The 22,091-nt window shown below is 65.9% G+C and carries 24 protein-coding genes and 1 pseudogene; 15 read left to right on the forward strand and 10 right to left on the reverse strand.

Translation table 11 applies throughout. The features are described from left to right. Positions 1-15: 15 nt before the first annotated feature. On the reverse strand, positions 16-888 hold the full coding sequence (locus J7I89_RS10780) for an NAD(P)-dependent oxidoreductase (RefSeq protein WP_214969858.1): 873 nt from the start codon (positions 886-888) through the stop codon (positions 16-18). Between the two features lie 378 nt (positions 889-1,266). Between J7I89_RS10780 and J7I89_RS10785 the strand changes: the two genes are divergently transcribed. Then, on the forward strand, positions 1,267-2,010 hold the full coding sequence (locus J7I89_RS10785; protein ID WP_214969861.1) for a GAF and ANTAR domain-containing protein: 744 nt from the start codon (positions 1,267-1,269) through the stop codon (positions 2,008-2,010). A 33-nt stretch (positions 2,011-2,043) separates the two neighbouring features. Here the strand turns inward: J7I89_RS10785 and J7I89_RS10790 are convergent, their stop codons facing one another. Next, the gene (locus J7I89_RS10790) at positions 2,044-2,532 is read right to left on the reverse strand and encodes an Hsp20/alpha crystallin family protein (protein ID WP_214969864.1); all 489 of its coding nucleotides are present in this window, start codon (positions 2,530-2,532) and stop codon (positions 2,044-2,046) included. A 329-nt stretch (positions 2,533-2,861) separates the two neighbouring features. Here J7I89_RS10790 and J7I89_RS10795 point away from each other — a divergent pair, with 329 nt between their 5' ends. From J7I89_RS10795 to J7I89_RS10810, 4 genes are all read left to right on the forward strand, one after another. Beyond that, positions 2,862-3,344 (forward strand): hypothetical protein, encoded by a 483-nt coding sequence (locus J7I89_RS10795; RefSeq protein ID WP_214969867.1) that lies wholly within the window; start codon positions 2,862-2,864, stop codon positions 3,342-3,344. Then, positions 3,334-3,792: a hypothetical protein gene (locus tag J7I89_RS10800; RefSeq protein WP_214969870.1), complete on the forward strand. Its 459-nt coding sequence runs from the start codon at positions 3,334-3,336 to the stop codon at positions 3,790-3,792. Before J7I89_RS10795 ends, J7I89_RS10800 begins: the two co-directional genes overlap by 11 nt. A gap of 149 nt (positions 3,793-3,941) precedes the next feature. Beyond that, the gene (locus J7I89_RS10805) at positions 3,942-4,142 is read left to right on the forward strand and encodes a hypothetical protein (RefSeq protein ID WP_214969873.1); all 201 of its coding nucleotides are present in this window, start codon (positions 3,942-3,944) and stop codon (positions 4,140-4,142) included. Further along, a complete protein-coding gene (locus tag J7I89_RS10810) occupies positions 4,143-4,448 on the forward strand; it encodes a hypothetical protein (RefSeq protein ID WP_214969875.1) in 306 nt (101 codons plus the stop codon). A 25-nt stretch (positions 4,449-4,473) separates the two neighbouring features. On the opposite strand, the gene J7I89_RS10815 is transcribed toward J7I89_RS10810, so the two are convergent. Then, positions 4,474-5,088, reverse strand: coding sequence for a TetR/AcrR family transcriptional regulator (locus tag J7I89_RS10815; protein WP_214970015.1), 615 nt, complete (start codon positions 5,086-5,088; stop codon positions 4,474-4,476). A 142-nt stretch (positions 5,089-5,230) separates the two neighbouring features. Between J7I89_RS10815 and J7I89_RS10820 the strand changes: the two genes are divergently transcribed. The 3 genes from J7I89_RS10820 (at position 5,231) to J7I89_RS10830 (ending at position 6,848) form a co-directional block, all read left to right on the forward strand. After that, a complete protein-coding gene (locus J7I89_RS10820; protein WP_214969878.1) occupies positions 5,231-5,467 on the forward strand; it encodes a hypothetical protein in 237 nt (78 codons plus the stop codon). Between the two features lie 171 nt (positions 5,468-5,638). Further along, positions 5,639-6,139, forward strand: a complete 501-nt coding sequence (locus tag J7I89_RS10825; RefSeq protein WP_214969880.1) for a sensor histidine kinase — start codon at positions 5,639-5,641, stop codon at positions 6,137-6,139. 43 nt (positions 6,140-6,182) lie between these two features. Next, positions 6,183-6,848: a nucleoside/nucleotide kinase family protein gene (locus tag J7I89_RS10830; RefSeq protein ID WP_214969882.1), complete on the forward strand. Its 666-nt coding sequence runs from the start codon at positions 6,183-6,185 to the stop codon at positions 6,846-6,848. 101 nt (positions 6,849-6,949) lie between these two features. On the opposite strand, the gene J7I89_RS10835 is transcribed toward J7I89_RS10830, so the two are convergent. Together J7I89_RS10835 and J7I89_RS10840 are read right to left on the reverse strand one after the other, a co-directional pair. Next, positions 6,950-7,738, reverse strand: a complete 789-nt coding sequence (locus tag J7I89_RS10835; RefSeq protein WP_251045162.1) for a DUF4386 domain-containing protein — start codon at positions 7,736-7,738, stop codon at positions 6,950-6,952. A 90-nt stretch (positions 7,739-7,828) separates the two neighbouring features. Further along, complete coding sequence (locus tag J7I89_RS10840; protein ID WP_214969884.1) at positions 7,829-8,884, reverse strand: LLM class flavin-dependent oxidoreductase; 1,056 nt, start codon at positions 8,882-8,884, stop codon at positions 7,829-7,831. A 140-nt stretch (positions 8,885-9,024) separates the two neighbouring features. Between J7I89_RS10840 and J7I89_RS10845 the strand changes: the two genes are divergently transcribed. After that, positions 9,025-9,861 carry an alpha/beta fold hydrolase gene (locus J7I89_RS10845; protein WP_214969886.1) on the forward strand — a complete coding sequence of 279 codons (837 nt, stop codon included), beginning with the start codon at positions 9,025-9,027 and terminating at the stop codon, positions 9,859-9,861. 300 nt (positions 9,862-10,161) lie between these two features. Further along, positions 10,162-10,674: a hypothetical protein gene (locus J7I89_RS10850; protein WP_214969888.1), complete on the forward strand. Its 513-nt coding sequence runs from the start codon at positions 10,162-10,164 to the stop codon at positions 10,672-10,674. 104 nt (positions 10,675-10,778) lie between these two features. On the opposite strand, the gene J7I89_RS10855 is transcribed toward J7I89_RS10850, so the two are convergent. Both J7I89_RS10855 and J7I89_RS10860 read right to left on the reverse strand, forming a co-directional pair. Then, positions 10,779-13,115 carry an Ig-like domain-containing protein gene (locus J7I89_RS10855; protein ID WP_251045163.1) on the reverse strand — a complete coding sequence of 779 codons (2,337 nt, stop codon included), beginning with the start codon at positions 13,113-13,115 and terminating at the stop codon, positions 10,779-10,781. A 235-nt stretch (positions 13,116-13,350) separates the two neighbouring features. Next, complete coding sequence (locus tag J7I89_RS10860) at positions 13,351-14,367, reverse strand: magnesium and cobalt transport protein CorA (protein ID WP_214969890.1); 1,017 nt, start codon at positions 14,365-14,367, stop codon at positions 13,351-13,353. 193 nt (positions 14,368-14,560) lie between these two features. Here J7I89_RS10860 and J7I89_RS10865 point away from each other — a divergent pair, with 193 nt between their 5' ends. Both J7I89_RS10865 and J7I89_RS10870 read left to right on the forward strand, forming a co-directional pair. Next, the gene (locus tag J7I89_RS10865) at positions 14,561-15,076 is read left to right on the forward strand and encodes a hypothetical protein (RefSeq protein ID WP_214969893.1); all 516 of its coding nucleotides are present in this window, start codon (positions 14,561-14,563) and stop codon (positions 15,074-15,076) included. A gap of 64 nt (positions 15,077-15,140) precedes the next feature. After that, entirely contained in the window at positions 15,141-17,117 is a 1,977-nt protein-coding gene (locus tag J7I89_RS10870) for an amino acid transporter (RefSeq protein WP_214969896.1), read from the forward strand. Between the two features lie 51 nt (positions 17,118-17,168). Here J7I89_RS10870 and J7I89_RS10875 read toward each other — a convergent pair whose 3' ends face one another. Further along, positions 17,169-17,567 carry a cupin domain-containing protein gene (locus J7I89_RS10875; RefSeq protein WP_214969899.1) on the reverse strand — a complete coding sequence of 133 codons (399 nt, stop codon included), beginning with the start codon at positions 17,565-17,567 and terminating at the stop codon, positions 17,169-17,171. A 332-nt stretch (positions 17,568-17,899) separates the two neighbouring features. Here J7I89_RS10875 and J7I89_RS25135 point away from each other — a divergent pair, with 332 nt between their 5' ends. Both J7I89_RS25135 and J7I89_RS25140 read left to right on the forward strand, forming a co-directional pair. Beyond that, positions 17,900-18,172 (forward strand): hypothetical protein, encoded by a 273-nt coding sequence (locus tag J7I89_RS25135; RefSeq protein WP_251045164.1) that lies wholly within the window; start codon positions 17,900-17,902, stop codon positions 18,170-18,172. A 134-nt stretch (positions 18,173-18,306) separates the two neighbouring features. Beyond that, positions 18,307-18,903 (forward strand): annotated as a pseudogene (locus J7I89_RS25140) (DUF6454 family protein). A gap of 104 nt (positions 18,904-19,007) precedes the next feature. Here the strand turns inward: J7I89_RS25140 and J7I89_RS10885 are convergent. Then, positions 19,008-19,739, reverse strand: a complete 732-nt coding sequence (locus J7I89_RS10885) for a glutamine amidotransferase (protein ID WP_214969901.1) — start codon at positions 19,737-19,739, stop codon at positions 19,008-19,010. 4 nt (positions 19,740-19,743) lie between these two features. Then, entirely contained in the window at positions 19,744-20,445 is a 702-nt protein-coding gene (locus J7I89_RS10890) for a FadR/GntR family transcriptional regulator (protein WP_214969904.1), read from the reverse strand. A 133-nt stretch (positions 20,446-20,578) separates the two neighbouring features. On the opposite strand from J7I89_RS10890, the gene J7I89_RS10895 reads away from it, so the two are divergent. Further along, on the forward strand, positions 20,579-21,970 hold the full coding sequence (locus J7I89_RS10895; protein ID WP_214969907.1) for an SLC13 family permease: 1,392 nt from the start codon (positions 20,579-20,581) through the stop codon (positions 21,968-21,970). Positions 21,971-22,091 lie beyond the last annotated feature (121 nt).

The following is a 22,091-nucleotide window of genomic DNA, read 5'->3' on the forward strand; positions in this document are numbered from 1 at the left end:
TGCTCAGTCGCCAGGTCAGTCTTCGGTGGGGGTGGTGCGGTTCGAGTGGTAGGTCCGCCAGCTGTGCTCGGGGGCGAATCCGAGGAGCCGCCTGGCCTTGTCGATGGAAAGCATGGTCTCGTGCTCACCCAGTTCCTTGGTCACCTTGACGTTGGGGAACACCTCGGCGGCCAGGCTGGCGCTGGAGCGGCTCATCACGGTGTCTTCATTGGCGATGATGAAGGCCTCAAATCCGGGCTTGCCGTTCTCCAGGGCACGCGCCACCGCCTGGGCACCGTCGCGTCCGTCGATGTAGCCCCAGAGGTTCCATTTACGCAGGGACGCGTCAGCATCGAAGGACGGGAAGTCCTCGTAGTCCCCGGCATCCATGACATTGGAGAACCGCAGGCCGGTAATACTGAGCTCGGGATCCCACCGCGTCATCTCGATCGCCATCTGTTCCTCCAGGTGTTTCACGAGGGAGTACGTGCTTTCCGGCCGCGCCGGGTATTCCTCGTCCACCGGGATGTATGGAGGGTCGACGTCGAACGGAAGTCCCAGCACCGTCTCACTGGAGGCGTACACGATTTTCTTGATGCCGGCCCTGCGGGCCGCCTGAAACACGTTGTACGTGGAGAGCATGTTGTTCTCGAACGTAGCGGCGTCCGGAAATAGGCCCGGAGCCGGGATAGCGCCCAGGTGGACGATCGCGTCGAAGCCCTGGTGCCTGTCGTCCAGGCCCAAGACGACATCCAGGACCTGGCCGTAGTTGCGCAGGTCCACGACCGCCAGTTGAGCGCTCCTCTCCCCTGCCCGGTCCAGGTTGAGGACGGCGTGGCCGTCCTCAACCAGCCTGCGGACCACGTGGCGTCCAAGCTTTCCGCTCCCGCCGGTTACGGCAATCCTCATGGTGGTCTCCTCTGGTTGGTTTGGCAGCGCGCCTGTTCAGCGCACGGTGGGCGCGCCATGGCAGGCTCCGCCGGTCAACATCCTTACCCAGCCTAGGGGCGGCGGCCCCGCTGCACAGCCCTTTTGGCAGGCCCTCTGAGTCCTAGGAAAACCGCAGCCACCCGGGCTGGACGGGCGGCAAGCCAGCCATGTTCATTGTCCGGACTTGCTGTCATAATGCCCCCGATCAGATGTATATAATTTCTCGGTACGGTTTAGCAGAAGGCCGTTGGATAGTTGTTCGATCCGGCCTTTGCTGCCGCTACCCGTCCCGGTTCCGGGCAATCTGCGCTGCGTCTGCCGGCTCGTCTTGACCTGAGCGAAACGGTACCGGGAATCGTGGCCAGCGAGTCGACCGCAAAATCTGAAACGTCCATTACGGAGCACCTGAACGAAAAGGTGCTTGCCAGCGCCGATGTGGAGGAATTCCTCCACGAGCTTGCCCGGGTTTCCGCCCGCAGCCTGTCCGAACCAGGCGACGAAGTCCTCTGTGGAATCACGCTGCTGCGGCACCGGAAGGCCGCCACAGTGGCCAGCAGCAGCCCCGAGGCCCAGGCCATGGACGAGATCCAGTACGACTTCGGTGACGGCCCCTGCATGACGGCATCGCGGGAGCAGGTGACCGTCCACATCACGGACCTTGAAGAAACCGAAAGCTGGCCCCAATATTCAGGCGAGGTCCTGGGCCACGGCGTCCGGTCCATCCTGGCCATTCCGTTTCAGCTCGAAGGCGACACGCGGGCAGCCCTGAATCTCTACTCGCACAGGCCGGGCCGCTTCGAGGGGCGTGTCCTGGAACTGGCCGAGGATTTTGTCAGCCAGACTTCGATGGCATTGCGTCTTGCTGTCCGTTTCGCCCACTACAGTGACGCCGCGGCGAACCTCAAGGCCACCCTGGAGACACGAACGGTGATCGACGTCGCCGTGGGGGTCATCATGGCGCAGAACAGGTGCAGCCAGCAGGAGGCATTCGAGCTGCTGAAGGCAGCATCCAGTGCCCGCAACACCAAGCTGCACAGCGTGGCCGCGGCGATCGTCGCTGCGCTGGGTCAGGGCCCGGCGAAGACCCATTACGAGGGATAAACGCCCGCTCAGCGGGATTATTGCTGAGCGGGTTTAGTACGGCCCGGCGGGCGCCTGTTGACCGGATCCCTGCTGACCGGATGCCTGCTGACCGGCCGCCCCGGAGAACTCCGATCCGCGGGAGACGTGGATCTTCCTTGATCCGGCGGCGGATTCCTCAGGCAGCGGGACGCGGACTTCGAGGATGCCGTCCGTGTAGGAAGCGCGGATGTCGGCCTGGTTTACGGGAGCGGGAAGGCTCACAGTGCGGGTAAAGGTGCCATACCGGAACTCGGAGCGGTAGCCTTCCTTGTCCTTGTGCTCGGAGCGTTCTTCGCGCCGCACGCTGATCTGCAGCTGGTTGCCTGCCAAGGTGATGTCAACGTCCCGGTCCGGATCGATGCCCGGGACCTCGGCTTTGACCACCAGGAACCCGGCATCACGGTATTCCTCCACGCGGAGCCAGGTGTCCAGATCGCCTTCCAGGAAGCGCCGGAAAGGCTCCGGAATATCGACGCCCGCGCGGCGAAGAATGTTGGTCATCGCTGTTACCTCCTGTTTGCTTCCGGCCCTTTTGGCCGATTCGCCCGGGGCCGGGGATGGGTTCCAACACCACCAAAACTACGCCCCCGCCACCACGTTGTTAAGGCCGTGAAGGCAACCGCGGTTCCGGTGGATTTCACTATGAAAATCCCGGAAGTTTCTGGTGGAAACCCTGCTCACGGGGGGTGCGGGGGCCCATCCGTCGCCCCGGCCCCCCATTACTCACCTCCCTCACCGGATCGAGGGGCTCGCCAACCGAGGTTTTCACAGGAGACGCACGGGATACTGGCGGCATCCAGTCATTCGAGCCATTCGATAAAGGAGCCCCGATGAAGAAGTTGTTACTCCTTGGTCTTCCATTGGTTACACTCGCAGGGCTCAACGTTTGGAGCCAGGCGGTGGCGGAACCGGCCCACATCCAGGGCCCGGGCGTGGTGGTGCGGGATGGCGCAGGCCCCGACCTGGCAGCGGACGTCCGGGCGGCAGAGATTCCCAGCGCAGCTGCCGCTCAGAGCACCGCCGAAACCACCGCGACGACCACGGCGAAGCACCCCGCGAAGGACCCCGCGACGAACCCCGCGGTCACTCGTGCGGCGGCCCCCGCCTCCGATCGGACACCCGCGCCAGCGTCACCGCCGCTCCTGGACGCAGCCGGATCCGTGGACAGGATCACAGTGTTCGTGCCCGCCGTCCCGGCGCGGATCAGCAGTCAGGATGCCGCGGACGACGACGGCGGTTCCAGGGGCCGCGGGCGGGGCGGGAAGTCCGAAGGCGGCCGTAGCGGTCACCAAGGCGGCCGCGATGACGGCTAGATTCCGGGGCCGGGAGGAACCTGAATTGCACGCAGGCGCCCCGGCCCTCCGAGCACTCGCGCTTGACGGATTCGATGCTGACGGATTCGACGCTGATGCCTTCAAGAGCCCCTCTGCGTTCTTCGCTTCGTTGGGCGTCACTGAACGGACAGTGATGCGCCACCAGGTGGTCGAGCTCATCCTCGATATCCTTGCGGCCACCGATCCGGGGTCCGAGGTACGGCTGCGCCTGCTGCGCCATCTTGTCGCCCACCCGGGATGCCCCGAACAGGCACTCCTGTGCCATCTGCGGGAGAACGCACTGCTGCCGCTGTCTGCAGTGCCCGGTTTCGCCCCGGCAGAGGCCTCCGACGACCTGAGCGAACATGCCGCCGGGGGCCGGAGCCCGGGCCGCCAGTCGCCGGAATGCCCCGATTCGCGAACGGGCCTGCTGCGACTCCCCGATTGAAGATAAGTATGCTTATGATCTACGGGTTGGCGTCGCAGGACAGCGGCACTGGCACCTGACAGTGGTGACCCTGCGTCATTCGGTGAAGGCTTGGAGGAACATTGGAGTTACTAGGCGGCAAGGCGGGCAGTCCGCGCGGAATCGGCTTGATGGCTTTTGCCGGAAGCCTCGCCGCTGCACTGGCAGGCTGCGCCCCTTCGGCCCCGGATTTGGATTCAGGGACCGGCAAAGAGCTGCAGTCGCAGGTTCTGGCGGTCAGCAGGGCGGCGGCCGCGGAGGACCCCGCCACGGGGCTGCGGTCCCTCGATGGGCTCGTCGGGCGCCTGACCGCCGCCGCGGCCAACGGCTAGGTGTCTTTCAAGCGCCACTACAGCATCATGAAGGCGGTGGAGGCGGTGCGCGCCGATCTCCTGGCGGCCCAGGCAACAAAGGCTGCGGCAGCCAAAGCCGAGGCAGAACGGGCGGCTGCTGCGAAAGCCTCAGCGGCCAAGGAGGCAGCAGCCAAAGCCGCCGCCGAGGCCTCAGCCGCACAATCCGCCGTCGTCAATCAGGCCCCGGCCACGGGGCCCGGGTCCGCCGTGAGCACGCGGCCTGCCGGCGGAGGCCGGGACAGCGGTTCCAACAAGGGCAAAGGCAAAGGCGGGGAGGATGATTAGCCGCCGGCCAATGCCGGCCGCGGCCCTAGTTCCGGTGGTGGTCGATCAGCCAGCCGGCCATCTGCTGGGCCCGCTTGGACGCCAGGAAATCACCTTCCGTGGCCGAGATGATCGAGCCCTTCATCAGGATGTGCCAGGACCGGGCAAAGTCGTCGGTGCGCTGGAGGCCGGCTTCTTCAGCGAGCGCCGTGATGTGCCCGCGGATCCTGGCGAGGTAGCCGATGCTGGCCTCCCCGAGCGGATGCTCCGGCCCCATTTCAAGGAGGACATTGATGAACGTGCAGGCTTCGAAATCGTCGCGCTGAAACCAGTCTCCGAACACGTCGAAAACGGCCAGCAGCCGTTCCTCGGGCGTATTTCCGCGGCGCCTTGCTTCCGAAATGATGAGGTCGACCGTCCACACCTGGTCGCGTACCGCCAGGAAGGCAAGAACCAGCGCATCCTTGGAGGGAAAGTGACGGTAGAAGGTCGATTTGGCCACACCGGAACGATCTATCAGCTCGTTAATCCCGACGTCGCGGACACCGCGGCGGGAGAACAGCTCGTAGGCAGTGGCCAGTATCCGGTCCACTGGTTCGCTATGACCGGTCCGCACCTCATTAGGCAGCAAGGCGTCCCCGGTTGAATCAGGTGCACTCATCAAGGAAACAGTCTACCTTGGGACTGGCAGAGACAGACTTGTCTGTCCTATTCTATCTATCAACACGACGCACGCCTCGGGATAAGCAGTCCCCCCGGCGTAGCTGGCGTTACTGCAATGGAGCAGAGATGGGAGTAAAGCGATGGACGATGACGACATCCGTGCGGTGGAGGAAGCCGTGGCGACGTTGGAGTCCGCCAGCGCAGAGCACGAGCCTGCGGCGATAAGCCTGCAAACCGCGGTGGCGGCAGCCGTGACCCACGGCAAGCCGATCCGCGAGGTGGCCGAAGCGGCGCACATGACTGCGCTGGAAGTCCTGGACGCAGCCGACGCCGTCATGTACCCGCGGCAAGCGCTTCAGCCCTCGTCTCCGGCCTAGCAACCTAGCAAACGGCGCAGCCGGGAAGGCTCGCCTTCGGGAAACTTGATCGGATCCTGAGGAAAAGCCGCGGCAAGGCTGATCCGCCCGCGCCACTCTTAAATGCATCAGCCCGTGGAGAGATCCTCCCAGGGGATAGCAGGCAAGTGCAGCTAGGAAGCGTGGGGCACCATGACTACGGCAGCAACTCTCGAAGCGGTCACCGACGTCGGTGGCGTCATCACGGATCCGCAGCCCGTGGACTTCCACCGGCTGGGGCTGGCCGGATGCATCGACAGGCTGACGGCACCGTTGCGCCGCCAGGGAATGTGCGTTCACTGGGAGACGCCCCACCACGGACTCGAGATCTCGTCCAGCTGCGCCTCGCTGCTGTACCGGACCGCGCAGGAGGCCCTGAGCAACACGTTCAAGCGCGGGGATGCCACCGATGTCACAGTCCGTCTCGCCGCCGTTTTCCACGGGATCCGCCTGACCGTCGCCGACAACGGCACGGGCTTCGAGGGCACCGGCCCGGCGGCGGTGCCGTCCGCCCATAAGCCTGCCTGCAGTGGAGGCCAGAGTGCCGGGCTCCGCACCATGTCCGTCGCGGTGCAGGACGCCGGCGGGACAGTGGCCATCGACTCAGCGCCCGGCACGGGCACCGCCGTCACCGTCACCATTCCGCTGGACTGAACACACGCGGAGCATGCGCGGCGCACTGGCCTAGGATGCTTCCATGACAGTGCGCAACGTCCGGCCCTTGGCGGTCCGGGCCTTCGAATCCCCGGACATACAGCAGGCCGTCGCCGGGCTGCGCAGCAAACTGGCCGCAGGGCATCGGGTTCTCCTCGGCGTGGCCGGCGCACCGGGCTCCGGAAAGTCCACCTTCTCTGCCTGCCTGGCGGAAGCGCTGGGTCCCGGATCGGCCCTCGTGGTCCCCATGGACGGGTTCCATCTGGGCAATGCCATCATTGACGGCACCCCGCTGAAGCAGCGCAAGGGCGCTCCGGACACGTTCGACGCCGGCGGTTATCTCTCGCTGCTGCGGCGGCTCGCGCAGCGGGACGAGGAAGTTGTCTACGCGCCGGACTTCCGCCGCTCCATCGACGAGCCCGTGGCCGCATCGATTGCCGTGCCGGCCGCCGTTCCGCTGATCATCACCGAGGGAAACTACCTGCTCGCCGACGGGCCCCAATGGCAGCAGGTGAGGTCCCAGCTGGACGAGGTCTGGTTTGTTGACACTCCCCGGGAGCTTCGCCTGTCCCGCCTCGTGGAACGGCACATGCTCTTCGGCATGGACCGGCCCGCCGCCGAGGCCTGGGCCTCGGGGTCCGACGAAGCCAATGCCCGGATTATCGAGGCCACCCGCCACCGGGCAGACCGGATCATCCGCTGGGACTGACGCGGCCAGCCGCGGCGCGGAGCTTCAGTCTATGCACGCCGGGACCCTGTGCGCCTAGCGCTGCTGCACGCCCGGGATTGAGTCCCTATTGCCCGGTCTGGCTAGAACCTGCGCCAGGAGCTTCCGAGCAGCCAGATGGTCCAGATCAGGATGAGCACAATGCCCGCGAGCGTCGGCACCGTGTTGCTGCTCGAAAATCCTTCCGTCCCGATCACCCAGCCCTGCACGATATACGCCACCCCGGACAGGCCCATGAGGTAGCCGACCGCACGCGGTATCCCCCGTGCGGTCCCCACCGCTACGCCGAACAGGACCAGGGCGGCGCCCAGCACGAAGCTCTGGTAGCTCCGCACGCCCCACTCAAGCCAGCGCATGTCCTCCGCCGCGGCGAAGCGCATGGCTTTCTCGGCACCCTCAGCAACTGCCCAGGCATCCACGGAATGTTTGAGGGCCACTCCGTCCACTGCCTGCAGGCAACCGTAGAGTGCAAGGGCGGCAGCCGCCGCCAACTTGCCGAGCCGGGCGGCCCACGCCGTCCGGCCGGGCATTCCGGCGAGCGCTGACCCCAGCACGTGCAAGCCCGCGATGAGGATGGCCATGCCCGTGAACTGGCCCAGATGCACGCCAATCCAGAGTTCGCTGCCCGCGTATTCAGTGAATGAGGCCACATGGTCATTCGCACTGGCCCCCTCCGGATGCAGGATGCCTGCTACAAGGGAAACCACCACGCCGGCAAACAGCAGGATTGCGGCCAGCCGGTACGGCGCCCCGTCCAACGTTCGCCGATCAACAGTTCGCGGATCGCCCCGCCGGGCAGCGTCCGTGCCCGGCTCCTGGGCGGGACGCCGGTGTCCACGGTGGGCGCCGCCGTCGTACTGATTCTTTTTCATGGAACTCGCCCTGCTCGCAGGAACCGTACGATGCCAGTAGGTTACGCCCGTCGGACGCAACAAACCATTGGCCCGGCGGCGGCTCCGGAACTAGCCGCGCCGTGCCTCCGGCGCGTCCAGCGCCGGTTTCCACCCGAGGGCCGGGGCGACGTACCGGGCGATGTTGCCCAGTAGTTTGGCGTTGTACTCCACTCCCAGCTGGTTGGGGACGGTGACCAGAACGGTGTCAGCAGCCTGCACAGCGGCGTCGGCAGCGAGGCCTGCGGCGACGACGTCGGGCTCGCCGATGTAGCTCTTGCCGAAGCGGGACAGGGCACCGTCGAGGGGTCCCACCTGGTCCCGGCTCTCGCGGAGGGCGCTGAGCCCGAAGTACTGCCGGTCCTCATCGTCCGTCAGGGGCAGGACGCTGCGGCTGACCGAAACCCGTGGTTCGTGGCTGTGGCCGGCCGCCTTCCAGGCCTGCCGGAACATCTGGATCTGCTCGGCCTGAAGCTGGTCGAACGGCACTCCGGTGTCCTCGGTCAGCAGTGTTGAGCTCATCAGGTTCATGCCCTGTTCGGCCGCCCAGACGGCAGTGCTTCGGGTTCCGGCGCCCCACCAGATCCGCCGCTCCAAACCCTCCGAGCGGGGCTGGATGGGCAGCAGGCCGGTGGCTCCGCCGGCGTACCGGGGATCAGCTTCCACGACGCCGGCCCCCGCCACGGCCCGGCGGAATTCCTCGGCGTGCCGGCGGGCCATGTCCGCGTCCGTCTCCCCGTCGCGCGGCACGTGCCCGAAAGCGGCCGCGCCGTTCCTGGCGGGTTCGGGTGAGCCCCGGCTGATTCCGAGCTGGAGCCTGCCGCCGCTGATCAGGTCCGTCGCCGCGGCTTCCTCGGCCATGTACAGCGGGTTCTCGTAGCGCATGTCCACTACCGCGGTGCCCATTTCAATCCGGCTGGTGCGCGCCGCGACGGCAGCGAGCAGCGGGAACGGCGAAGCCTGCTGGCGCGCAAAGTGGTGCACCCTGAAGAACGCGCCGTCAATCCCGATCTCCTCGGCGGCCACCGCCAGGTCAATGCCCTGCAGCAGCGCGTCACGCGCCGTCCTGGTGTGTGAACCCCGCACGGGGCCCCAGTGGCCGAAGGACAGGAAGCCAATTCGTTTCATGCCGTCCACAACGCACCTGCGGCCGCTGCCATTCCGGCGGGGAACCTGCCGCCGGGCTGGTCCGCCCGGCAGACAATCCGGATAGGTTGGTATCACCACCAGAGGACGACCGTTCTCACGAGACCGGAGGGACTGCTTACATGGCGTACATCACCGTTGGACAGGAAAACAGCACCGACATCGAGCTCTACTACGAAGACCACGGGACCGGCCAGGCCGCCGTCCTCATCCACGGCTATCCCTTGGACGGTTCCTCCTGGGAGAAGCAGACGGCCGCTCTGCTGGAAGCCGGCTACCGCGTCATCACCTACGACCGCCGCGGCTTCGGGAAATCCAGCAAGCCGACCACCGGATACGACTACGACACCTTCGCAGCCGACCTCAATACGCTCCTCAACACCCTTGACCTGAGCGACGTCGTGCTTGTCGGGTTCTCCATGGGGACCGGAGAAGTTGCCCGGTACCTCTCCACCTTCGGTTCGGCCCGCGTGGCCAAGGCCGCCTTCCTCGGGTCCCTGGAGCCGTACCTCCTGCAGACCGGAGACAACCCCACGGGCGTGCCGCAGTCTGTGTTCGACGGCCTCGCCGACGCGGTCAAAGCGGACCGCTACGCCTTCTTCACCGAGTTCTTCAAGAACTTCTACAACAGCGACACCTACCTGGGAACGCCCCGGCTCAGTGAGGAAGCCGTACAGGCCAGCTGGAACCTTGCCGCGGGCGCCGGCGCCTTTGCCTCGGTGGCCGCCCAGCCCACCTGGATCACCGATTTCCGCGCCGACATTCCCAAGATCAACGTCCCCTCGCTGATCGTCCACGGCACGGCGGACAACATCCTGCCGATCGACGCCACGGGCCGGGAATTCAGCAAGGCCCTTCCGGATGCGGGCTACGTGGAGATCGACGGCGCCCCGCACGGCCTGCTCTGGACGCACGCCGCCGAAGTCAACGAGGCCCTGCTCGGCTTCCTCCGGAAGTAGCCCGACAGGCCGGAGGACGGCCGACGGCGGTTCCCGCCGCCGTCGGCCGTCCTCCGCTGCGCCGAAGTGGCTTCGTGCAACCAAAATCGGTGGAAAAACTCGCCCAGAACCGGACCCGAGGCGTAAGATAGTGAGATACCGGATCCAAGGACATGCCTTGAAAACGAATCCGGCTCCAGGTCTCCCGCACATCACGGGAGCCTTTCTTTAAAACGGGCGGAAGTGGCTGACTAAGCCTGCCAAACGCAACGTGATTGGCCAAGGCTGCCCGAAGACACAATCTCGGGAGCAACAATGACAATGACTCCTCCAACGCGGTCCCGCCTAGCGGCCAAGGTCGCGTTGGTTTCCACAGTTTCACTGGGGCTGCTTGCCGGCCCAATCGCCATGGCTTCTCCGGCCTCGGCTGCTGTAGAGAATTCCAAGCGGGACAACTGTAGCGTCACGGCCTTCAAGCCGCACGCTGACAAGGGCAACGGTTGGAAGAATGACGGCAAGTCCGTCCGCGTGAATTTCGCGTTCAAGATCCACTGCGACAAGGGCACTCGCGTTCACTTCAAGCAAAAGATGTTCCAGGAAAAGGGACGGTGGGAAGTTAAGCGCATCGGCCACGTCGACGACTCTGTATGGGTCCGCGGGACCAAATACATCATCAACGACGAGAAAGTGTCCGCCCACCGCGGCGACAAGGTCGTAAAGGTGTTCCATACGGTCAAGATCCAGTTCAAGGACAACGGCAAGTGGTCCTCCTGGTCGACCGATTTTGACAAGAGTCCCACCGCTCGCATCCGTGTCGACAATGGGCACTGGTAAGGATCGTCCGGCGCCTGATTCATCATTACGGTAAACATCCATAAACAGAGGCCGACGGCGGCGCGAAAGTGCCGCCGCCGGCCTCTGTCTGAACGCTCCCTGCCTCAGAAAGCGCCGGTGGTGAAGGTCCAGCTGTAGGAGGTCAGGCTGTTCCCGGCGAGGTCGCGGATGGCCGCCGTGCCACCGGTGACGGTCACGGTGTAGCTGGTCCTGGCGGCCAGCGTTGCGGAGGGGTCGAGGATCCACTGGTTGGTGGTTCCGTAACGTGAAACGGTGGCGGCTAACTTCGTGCCGGTGGCCGTGGCCTTCAGCGTAATGGTGCCGGTGCCCGCGCCCTGGACCGCCTCACTGAATGTCACGGCGACGTTGTTCGCGCGCCTCACCAACGTGGCCCCCGGTCGCGGGGTCATGGCCGTGATGACCGGCGCCGGGCCGGTGGTGAACGTCCAGCTCGTGGTGGCCAGCGGGGTGCCTGCGGCGTCGCGGATGGCTGCCGCTCCGCCGGTCAGGGTGGCGGTGTACTTGGTGTCGTTGGCGAGGTTGGCCGCCGGATCCAGCGTGGCCGTCCGGGTGGTGGCGTTGTAGCTCACGGCCGCAGGGACCGCCGCGCCGCTGGGGCCCTTCAGTACGAATGTGCCGGTGCTGAGGCCCTGGACCGCACTGCTGAACGTGGCCGTGACGTTGCTTCCGGCGGCCACGCCGGTGGTGTTCGCGCCGGGCGCCCGGGAAGTCACCGTGGGGGCCGCGGCCGCGGTGAAGCTCCAGCCGGTGGTGACCAGCGGCGTGCCCGCGGTGTCACGGATGGCGGCTGTCCCTCCCGTCAGTGTCGCCGTGTACTTCTGGGATGCGGCCAGGAGCGACGAAGGTTTCAGCGTCGCTGTCCGCGTTGCTGCGTCGTAGGTGACGGCAGCCGGGACCGTGGTTCCGGCGGGGTTCTTCAGGACAAAGGTGGAGCCGCTGACGCCTTGGACGTTTCTGCTGAACGTGGCGGTCACGTTGCCGGCCACTGCGGCACCGGCGGAATTGGCTGCCGGGCTGTTGCCCGTCACCACCGGAGCCGTGAGGATTCCCGCGGACGGGTCCGAATACAGCAGGCGGTTCGGCGTGCCGGCGCCGGACGCCGTGACCGCGCCGGAGGTGGAGGCGGAAACCAGCTTTGACGCCACGGCGGCGGGCGTGAGCTCCGGCGACCTCGACAGCACTGCCGCAGCGGCGCCGGCCACATGCGGAGACGCCATGGACGTTCCGCTCATCGAGGCGGTCGCCGTCGTCGAACCGGAGCCTGCGGACGTGATGCCCACGCCCGGGGCGTAAAGGTCAACGCAGCTTCCGAAGTTGGAGAACGCCGCCTGCCTGTCCGAGGAGTCGCTCGCCGCGACGGTCAGGGCGTCCGGCACACGGGCCGGGGAACTGTTGCAGGCGTCGGTGGCGGAGTTTCCGGCGGCAACGACCGCGGTGACGCCGTCGTTGACGACGCCCTGCACGGCCGCGTCCACCGTTGCGCTGGCGACGCTGCCGAGGCTCAGGTTGGCGACGGCCGGCGTTCCGGCTTGGTGCTGCGAGGCCACCCACTCCAGGCCTGCAACCACGTCCGAGTTGAAGCCGGAGCCGGCGCAGTCCAGGACGCGCACAGGGACAATGGTGGCCGCCTTGGCCACCCCGTAGGTCTTCCCGGCGATGGTGCCGGCGACGTGCGTGCCGTGGCCGTTGCAGTCGCCCGTTCCCAGGCCGTCCGCCACCGCAGTCCATCCAGCGGCAACGCGGCCGCCGAATTCCGTGTGCGCAGCCAGCACGCCGGAGTCGATCACGTACGCGCTCACCCCCGCACCCGAAGCGGCCGAGGTGAAGGAGCCGGACAGCGGCAGGGCGCGCTGGTCAATGCGGTCCAGTCCCCACGGTGCGGGCTGCTGGGTCTCGGCGGCTGTCACCGGCGCATCGATCTCGACGGCGGCCACGTGCGCCGAACGCTTCAGTTCAGCGGCCTGGGCTGGCGTCGCCGTCACCACCGCGCCGCGCAGCGCCTTCGAGAAGGTGCGTCCGACGGCGATATTCCGGGAGCGCAGGTTCCGCACCTCGGACGGGACATCGGTGCCGGCGGCGTACCGCACCAGGTACCGGGCGGTTGCGCCCGCGGGCGCTGCCGCCTCGGAGTCCGCGGCGGCCGGCGATGCGGCGCCGGCGGCCGCTCCCGCGGAGGTGACGGCCAGGGCCGTCAGCAGCAGCGATGCAAGGGTGGGACGGAGAGCAGGAAGGGCACGAATTTTGGGGTTCCTTCGGGCGTAAGGACCGGCACGCGGAAGCCGGAATCTGACTAGCTCCAGTGTATTTTCGGCCGTCCCGGGAAGTCCCCCAGCTGTCCATAACCTTCGGTGAAGCTTCGGATCCTGGGGAAAACCCGGCGTAATCCTGCGTTTGAGGGGCTCGTCCAGATTTTCGGTCATGCGGATAAGAAGGCAGGCCTGTGGCCGAAGGGGCCACAGGCCTGCCATCCCCCGAAGCGCAGATCCCGAGGGGCAACCCGGATGCCTTTGAAACGCATGCCCGGACCCGGATACCTGCACTGCCGCCGCATTGAGGAAGGAACAGACCCATCTTTAGCCGGTCGGCTCCAGAAAACCTTGGAGCTCGTGCCATTCCGGCTCCCTGCCCACCCAAATTGGGCGTTGACGGCGGAGCCTAGATCCAGTTGTTGCGCTTGAAGGTGGCGTACAGGATCAGACCCATGCCCACCATGAGCCCAAGGGCCATGGGATAACCGAAGATCCAGTCCAGTTCAGGCATGGTGCGGAAGTTCATGCCGTAGATCGTGCCGATGAGCGTTGGTGCGAAGAGGATGGCCGCCCAGGATGAGATCCTTTTGACCTGCTCGCTCTGGGCGAAGCTGGATTCGGTGAGGCGGCGCATTTCATCGTTCTGACGCTGGGCCACGAGCGCCGCATTGACCGCGAGCGCATTCTGCAGCAGGGCCCGAAAAGACGCGATCCGGTCATTCAGCCGCAGGACGTGGTCCAGGACATCCCTGAGGTGGTCCTGCAACTCCGGGTCGGGATGGTGGTCAGGCGTTCCCGCCATGAGCGCCTGCAGGATGCCGGCCAGGGGCCCCGTGGCGCGCTGCACGGTGATGACCTGGCGGGAGAGCTCGTAAATCCGGCGGGACACCTCCGGGTCTGCGCCGAAGAGGCCGTCTTCGATTTCATCAATGTCGTTCTCGAGGCCGGCTGCCACGGGCTCATACTCGTCCACCACCTGGTCGAGGATGGCGTACAGCACGGCATCGGGGCCGAGGGCGAGGAACTCCGGCTGGGACTCCATGCGCCGGCGGACCTTGGCCAGGTTCGGCGACTCGGCGTGGCGGACGGTGACCACGAAGTCGGGACCAATGAAGATGTGGATCTCGCCGAACTCCACCTTTTCCACATCGTCGAGGTACCGGGCGGGGCGCAAGACCATGAAGAGGGTGTCGCCGTAGTGCTCGAGTTTCGCCCGCTGATGTCCGGTCAGGGCATCCTCGACTGCCAGCGGGCTCAGATCAAACTCGTCAGCCACCGAGCGAAGCTCAGGCGCATCCGGCCGGTACAGCCCGATCCATGCCATCCCCTGGCGCTGCCGCAGCAGGAAATACGTCTCCTCCAGGCCCTCCGGATCCGCCGTCCGGCGGCCCGCCACATACACCGCATTGTCGACAATGGTCATGGCAGCGACTCCTTCATTGAATCGGGCCTCCTGGCTGTGACGTTATCCCTTTCCAGACACAGTGCCAACACCTGCGGCCGGCACGTCCCCGGAGGGCGCTACACGTTAAGAGAACGCTAATTTCACGCCGTGCGGCGTATGGAAAGCGTTAAGACCGTCACGGAAACGGCCCCGCCGGTGGTGTCATGGAACGGTGGACTACGTCACTGTCGATGACACCGGAGATTTTGGCCATCGCTGGTCTGAACGGGAGCTGCTGGCGGCATTTGAATATGCCGGCGAGGCCAGGAGCATTATCGACCGCAAGGGCAACGATTACGGCCTGGTCATGGATCCGGACCGCCGCCTGATTCTCGGACCGGCACTCGGTCCCGTGGAATTCCATTGGCTCAGCCAGGCGTGGCAGGCCGCCCAGAACGTGCACGTCGAGCGGCACCGGCTTCGGCGCTTCCACCCCGGCACCCGCGACCAGCTCCTGCAGGACCTTTTCGAAGTACTCGTCCTTGAACATGCCGCAGATACCGGGCCCCGATCGTGGTCCCTGGACGTCGGGGGCGTCACAACGCGCCTGCGCAACCTGCAGGAGATCGACTGCCGCTCTCCGGTCAAATCCGGCTGGAGCGCGCCCGCGTGCGGGACCCCTTCGGGCGCACCTACCGGCCGGTACTACACCGCAGGCACTGGTACATGCCGGCTGCGGCAGGGTTGATTATCTACGTTGAAACCCCGCAAGGCAATGAGCGCGGCGCCGTGCATCGCGCGGAGAGGCAGAAATGACCACGCTGAGCAGGCCTCCGGCTGATCCTTCCGCCCCGCGGCCCGGGGCCAGGGAGAAATTCAAGAGATGGCTGTTATTCGGCCTGCAGGACGCCAAAGGCTCCCATCAGGGCCCCGGCGCTGTGGGGGACCCGCACCTCAAGAAGCATTCGTGGTGGCAGGTCATGTGCCTGACGGGTGTCGACTACTTCTCGACCCTCGGATACCAGCCTGCGATCGCCGCGCTTGCTGCCGGGGTGATCTCGCCGCTGGCTACGCTGGTGCTGGTGGCAATCACCCTCGTCGGCGCCTTGCCCGTCTACCGCCGGGTTGCCGGCGAAAGCCACCGCGGCGAGGGATCCATCGCCATGCTTGAGCGGCTGCTGCCAAGCTGGGGCGGCAAGCTCCTTGTTCTGGTCCTCCTGGGGTTCGCCGCGACGGACTTCATGATCACCATGACGTTGTCGGCCGCCGACGCCACGGCGCACGCGATCCAGAATCCCTTCGCGCCGGTCTGGCTGCAGGGACAAAACGTTGCTGTCACGCTGTTCCTGCTTGCCCTGCTTGGAGCGGTGTTCCTGCGCGGATTCAGGGAGGCCATCGGCGTCGCCGTTGCCCTCGTGGCCATCTATCTGGGACTGAACGTGATCGTCGTCGCCACGACGGTATTCGAGGCGGCGGCCCACCCGACGGCCGTCGGGGACTGGTGGCAGGCCCTGACCACCTCGCACGGCAGTCCTTTCATGGTGGTCGGCATTGCCCTGCTGGTGTTTCCCAAACTCGCCCTGGGCCTGTCCGGTTTTGAAACGGGGGTTGCGGTGATGCCGCAGATCCAGGGCCGGCCCGGCGACACCGAGGAATACCCGGCAGGCAGGATCGAGGGAACGCGAAAGCTGCTGACCACGGCCGCCGTCATCATGAGTTCGTTCCTGGTGACCACGAGCCTCACCACCGTCATCCTGATCCCGGCGCACGAATTCGAGGCCGGCGGCCAGGCGAACGGCCGCGCCCTGGCGTTCCTGGCCCATGAATACCTGGGGAATGGCTTCGGCACCGTCTACGACATCAGCACCATCGGCATCCTCTGGTTCGCCGGCGCCTCCGCGATGGCGGGACTGCTGAACCTCGTCCCGCGGTATCTGCCCCGGTATGGCATGGCCCCCGAATGGGCCAGGGCCGTCCGCCCGCTGGTGCTGGTATTCACCTTGGTGGGGTTCCTGGTCACCTATCTTTTCGACGCCGACGTCGATGCCCAGGGCGGCGCCTACGCCACCGGCGTCCTGGTGCTGATGACCTCCGCGGCGGTTGCCGTGACGCTGTCAGCCCGCCGCCAGCAGCAGCACGCGCGGACCCTCGGCTTCGGGGTCATCGCAGTGGTCTTCATCTACACGACAGTCGCCAATATCTTCGAACGGCCCGAAGGCATCCGGATCGCGTCGTTCTTCATCCTGGGCATCATTGCGATCTCCCTGCTCTCCCGGGTCCTGCGTTCCTTCGAGCTGCACGCCACCCACGTCCACCTTGACCGGCAGGCGCTCGAGTTCATGTCCTCGAACCTGGAGGGACCCATTTCCATCATTGCCCACGAACCGCTCCGCCTCAGCGCGCAGGCCTACCGGGACAAACTGACGTCGGCCATCGAGGTCAGCCATCTCCCCCTGGACTACCAGGCGCTGTTCCTGGAGGTCATCGTGGACGATTCCTCCGACTTTGAAACGGCCCTGGAGGTCACCGGCGTGACGCGGCACGGCTACCAGATCCTGGAGGTGCACGGGCCCGTGGTCCCCAACACCATCGCCTCGGTGCTGCTGCACATCAGGGACGTCACGGGACTGATGCCGCACATCTACTTCCGCTGGACAGAGGGAAACCCGGTGGCGAACCTCCTGCGGTTCCTCTTCCTGGGCGAGGGCGAGATCGCACCGGTCACCCGGGAAGTGCTGCGCGAAGCCGAACCGGACGTGACAAAGCGGCCCTGGGTCCACGTGGGCTGACCGCCCTCCGCCCTGGGTCCGCGCGACTGATCCGAGGTCGGCTGATCCGAGTCAGATCTTGGCGTGCTGGCCGCGGCTGACCGGCCGCCCGAACGACGCCGCGCCCAGGAATTCCACGGCCACGAACGGCTCGGAACCCACCACCCATTCATTGTGGCCCGGCGGGATGGCGTACGTGTCGTTGGCGTGGATCGACGAGCGGACGCCTTCCGGCGTTTCGACCTCCATCACCCCGGACACGCAGAAGCCGAGGTGGTTGTGCTGGCAGAACGGTGTTTTTTCGGTGGGTTGGGAGCACTCGGACCACCGCCAGCCGGGGGCAAGGATGAGCCGCGCAACGGAATAGTCGTTCACGCTGACAAGGTCCACTTCGGCCTTGTCCGGGTAACGCTTCTTGTCGGGGACATCGAAGGACTTAACGGCAAAGGCGGTGACGAAATTAGCGGTCATGGGACGGCACCTGGGGCTAGGGTGAGACCTGGAATCAAGACATGAGGGCGCTGGCGTGAACCAGCTTGAGGAGTTGCGGGCTGCCGACCGAAGCCTGTGTGTGCGAACAATCTGCAATTGCGCCGCCGCCCCCTCAGCGCACGTGCGTACAACAGATCCGTGTTGACGTAGTTCAACGTTAGCCCTCCTCCGGCCGAAGTCAATGGGCAAAAGAGCCTCCCGCCTCCTCCCGGAGCAGGCAACTGCCAAACCGCGTTAAGCCGCCCGTTGTTCCCGGTTCATGACCAGCCCGTACCGTCACACCGGTCCGAACCAACGAGAGGGCCATCCCCATGAAAACACTCCGCACCGGCAGCCTGGCCAAAGCCGTCATCGCGGCGGCGATCGCAGCGACAGCCATCGGCGGCGCCGCAGTCGCGCAGGCGTCCCAGGACACCGGAAACGGTGACCACCACACGGCGGACACCGCCGTCGCAGACGCATTCACCGCCGTCGACCGCAACACGGCCTGGCAGCTGACCAGCACGCTGAAGCTGGACTTCCCGACCTTCCACACCGAAGGCATCGCCTTCACGGAGGACCACATCTTCCTGTCCTCGGTGTAAATCATCGAGCCCACGGTGAAGTTTCCGAGCCCGCAGGGCGGCTACGACCGCACGGCCGGCAAAGGCAAGGGCCACCTGTTCACATGGACAAGGCGGGCAAGCTGCAGAAGGACATCGTCCTGGGCGAGGGCGACATGTACCACCCGGGCGGCATCGACTTCGACGGCACCAACGTCTGGGTCCCTGTGGCGCAGTACCGGCCCAACAGCAGCTCCATCGTCTACCGGGTGGACGCCAAGTCCCTGGACGTGCAGAAGCAGTTCGAAGTCAAGGACCACTTCGGCGGCATCGTCATGGACAAGCAGACCGGCCACCTCATCGGCAACACCTGGGGTTCAAGGCGTTTCGCCGAATAGACCCTGCAGGGCAAGGAGCTGAGCACCTGGCAGAACCCGGACCACTTCGTCGATTACCAGGACTGCCAGTACGCGGCGAACTCCAAGATGCTCTGCGCCGGCGTTGCCGGCCTTCCGCAGACGCCCGCCGCGGGCGGTCCTTCCGCGAAGTACAACCTGGGCGGCATCGCCCTGATTGACAGCCGGACGCACGCCACGCTGCACAGCGTGCCGTTCCAGCAGTGGACCGCAGACGGCGGCGTGGCAACGCGCAATCCGTTCAAGATGACCGCCGACGGCAGCCATCTGACCATGCGCGTCGCACCGGACAACGGCGGGGATGGCACTGACACCGAGATCCTCACGTACGAGGCGACAGTGACGCCCGCGCGCTAGCCGGCGCGAACGAACACTTGCGGCCCCTTTTTCCCAAAGGGACTGGCCCAAATGGAAGCGGACGACGGCGGGACACACCCGCCGTCGTTCCTTTCCGTTCGGGGCTACGTGCCGTAGACCTTGACGAAGTTCCGCAGGATTTTCATCGGTTCCGTCGCGGTGAACGTCCGGGCTGCTGCCATCAGTTCTTCGGCGGATTCGGGCGGGAAGTACCCGGCGTGGCGGTAGATGTCGATCCTGGTCACCAGCCCTTCCGCGTCGAGTTCCGGGTGGAACTGGGTGGCATACAGGTTCTTCTTGATCCGGAACATGTGCACCGGGCACGCGGCCGAGCTCGCGAGCAGCACCGCGTTCGGCGGCAGCACCGTGCACGCTTCCTTGTGGCCTGTGAACGCGGTGAACTCAGCGGGCATGCCCGCCAGCAGCGGATCCTCCAGGCCTTCCGGGCTCAGGCTGATGATCACCCCGCCCAGCTGCTCCCCGTAGGTCCGGTCGATGACCGCACCCTGATGCAGCCCCAGGGTTCCCACCCCGTAGCAGGCACCCAGGAACGGGAAGTCGGCCGCCACGATCCGGTCCAACAGCGTGGCCAATTCGCGTTCCACGCGGTGCTGGGTTTCAGATTTCTTTTCGGCGGGATCGCTGGACGTGAACGGGCTGCCGCCCACGATCACCCCGGAGTAGCCGTCCAGCTCCAGGGCCGGCAGCGGGGCCAGTTCCATCCGGATCCGCCTCAGCTGGCTCGGGTCCAGCCCGCCGTAGCGCAGGTAGGCCTCGTACTCTTCTTCCGCGGCGGTGTCCTCGGCCCGCGACGCGAGCAACAGAAACGGTTTCATGCCCTTACTTCAGCAGTGCGACGTCGGAGACAAGGGTTATGTGGTCCAGCATGGCCGCCGCCGCGGCCGCGGAATCCTGTGCCCTGATGGCGTCCGCAATCTTGCGGTGCGAGGCCAGCGACTGCTCCGGCCGGCCGGGCTGGCCGAGGGACTCGAGGCGGGTTTCCAGGATCATCCCGGCAATGAAGGACATGAGCTGGGCCAGCACTGCCGAGTGCGCCGCTGCCGTGACGGCCTGATGGAACAGTTCGTCGCCGTGCGCTCCCTTGGCGCCGGAGGCCACTTCGTCGGCCATCGCGTCGAGCGCCTTGTCTATGGCTTTCATGTCCGCCTCGGTCCGCCGGCCGGCCGCCAGCTCCGCAAGCTTGACCTCCAGCGTGCTCCGGGCTTCAACAATCTCAGGGAGCCTGCTGCTGTGCTCGCGCAGGCCCTTGATCACGGACGGAACGTTGGGCCGGTAGACCAGAACCGCTCCGGTCCCGTGCTGCACGTCGATGACGCCGAGGACTTCAAGGGCAACCAGCGCCTGCGCCAGCGTTGCCCGTGAGACGCCCAGCCGTTCGGCCAGGTCCCGCTCGGCGGGCAGGGTGTCACCGGGGCCCAGCTGCGCGGACTCGATGAAGTCCATGAGCTGCTCCACCAGCTGTTCATACAGGCGTGGCCTCGCGACGCGGGAGATCTGCTGCGTTGCTGTCTTCTTGGGCATGCAAGTCCTTCCGGCGACGTCTTCGGCACCAGCTTAGCCGAGAACTATTGACAAAGTCACCTAGTGTCTAGGAGGCTAGGCCAGTGAGCCAGTAATCCACATCACATCAATCTCTCGATCCGGAGGAACAAAGATGTCCGCTCCCGTACTGTCCATCATCATCCTGGCGGTGATGTTCCTGCTGGCCACGGTGCTGCCCCTCAACATGGGCGCCCTGGCTTTCGTGGGAGCTTTCCTGCTGGGCTCCGTAGTCCTCGGAATGTCCACCAACGACATTCTGGCCAACTTCCCCGGCGGCCTCTTCCTGACGATCGTCGGCGTCACCTACCTCTTCGCCATCGCGCAGAACAACGGCACCATTGACCTGCTGGTCCGGGGCGCTGTCCGACTGGTGGGCAGCAAGGTGGCCCTCATTCCCTGGGTCATGTTCGCCATCACCGCGGTGATCACCGCCGTAGGCGCACTGTCTCCCGCCGCCGTCGCCATCATCGCGCCGATCGCGCTGAGCTTCGCGGCCAAGCACAAGATCAATCCGCTGATGATGGGCATGATGGTCATCCACGGCGCCCAGGCCGGCGGCTTCTCCCCCATCGCCGTCTACGGCGTCACGGTCAACGGCATCATTGCCAAGACCGAGCTCGAGGCCAGCCCGATGGCCATCTTCCTGGCCAGCTTCTTCTTCAACCTCGCCATTGCCGTGGTGCTCTTTATCGTCCTCGGCGGCAGCAAGCTCCTCACCGCCAAGACCGGCCGGCTGGTGGAAAAGGCTGCGGAGTCGCGGATGGCCGTCAGCGTCGGCTCCCGGGCAGCCGGTGTCACCCTCCAGGGCTCCGGTTCCGACATTTCGCCGTCCGGCGTCGCGGCCAAGGGAACCTCCGGCTCCTCCGCGGCCGGCGCCTCGAAAGAGGGGACGAACGGCGCCCGCGCCAATATTCCCCAGCTCGTCACCATCCTGGGCCTGATTGCCCTCGCCGTCATCTCCCTGGGCTTCAAGGTGGACGTCGGATTCGTCTCGATCACCATCGCGATCATCCTGGCCCTCGTGTCCCCGGCCGCCCAGAAGGGCGCCGTGAACAAGATCAGCTGGTCCACCGTCCTTCTCATCTGCGGCATGCTCACCTTCGTGGGCGTCCTCGAGGAAGCTGGCACCATCAAATTCGTTTCCGACGGCGTGGCCCACCTGGGCATGCCGCTCGTCGCCGCCCTGCTGATCTGCTACATCGGCGCCGTCGTGTCCGCCTTCGCCTCCTCCACCGCCATCCTCGCGGCCCTCATCCCGCTCGCGGTCCCGTTCCTGGCCACCGGCGAAATCGGCGCCGTCGGGGTGATCGCGGCCCTGGCCGTCGCCTCCACGATCGTCGACGTTTCCCCGTTCTCCACCAACGGCGCACTGGTCCTGGCCAACGCCCCGGAGGACATGGACAAGGACAAGTTCTACAAGCAGATCCTGGCTTACAGCGGCATCGTCGTGGCCGCCGGCCCGGCCATCGCCTGGCTGGTCATGGTGGTGCCGGGCTGGATGTAGCCGCCCTCCGGAACTTAACCCACCCCGCAGAATCCACCCGCAGAATCCACCGCGCGGCAAACCCCTGTGCAGCGAGAACCTGCCCAGCACAAACCTGCCCAGCAAGAAAAGGAACAGCCTT

The organism is Arthrobacter sp. ISL-5, from assembly GCF_018613835.1.
Lineage (GTDB): Bacteria > Actinomycetota > Actinomycetes > Actinomycetales > Micrococcaceae > Arthrobacter.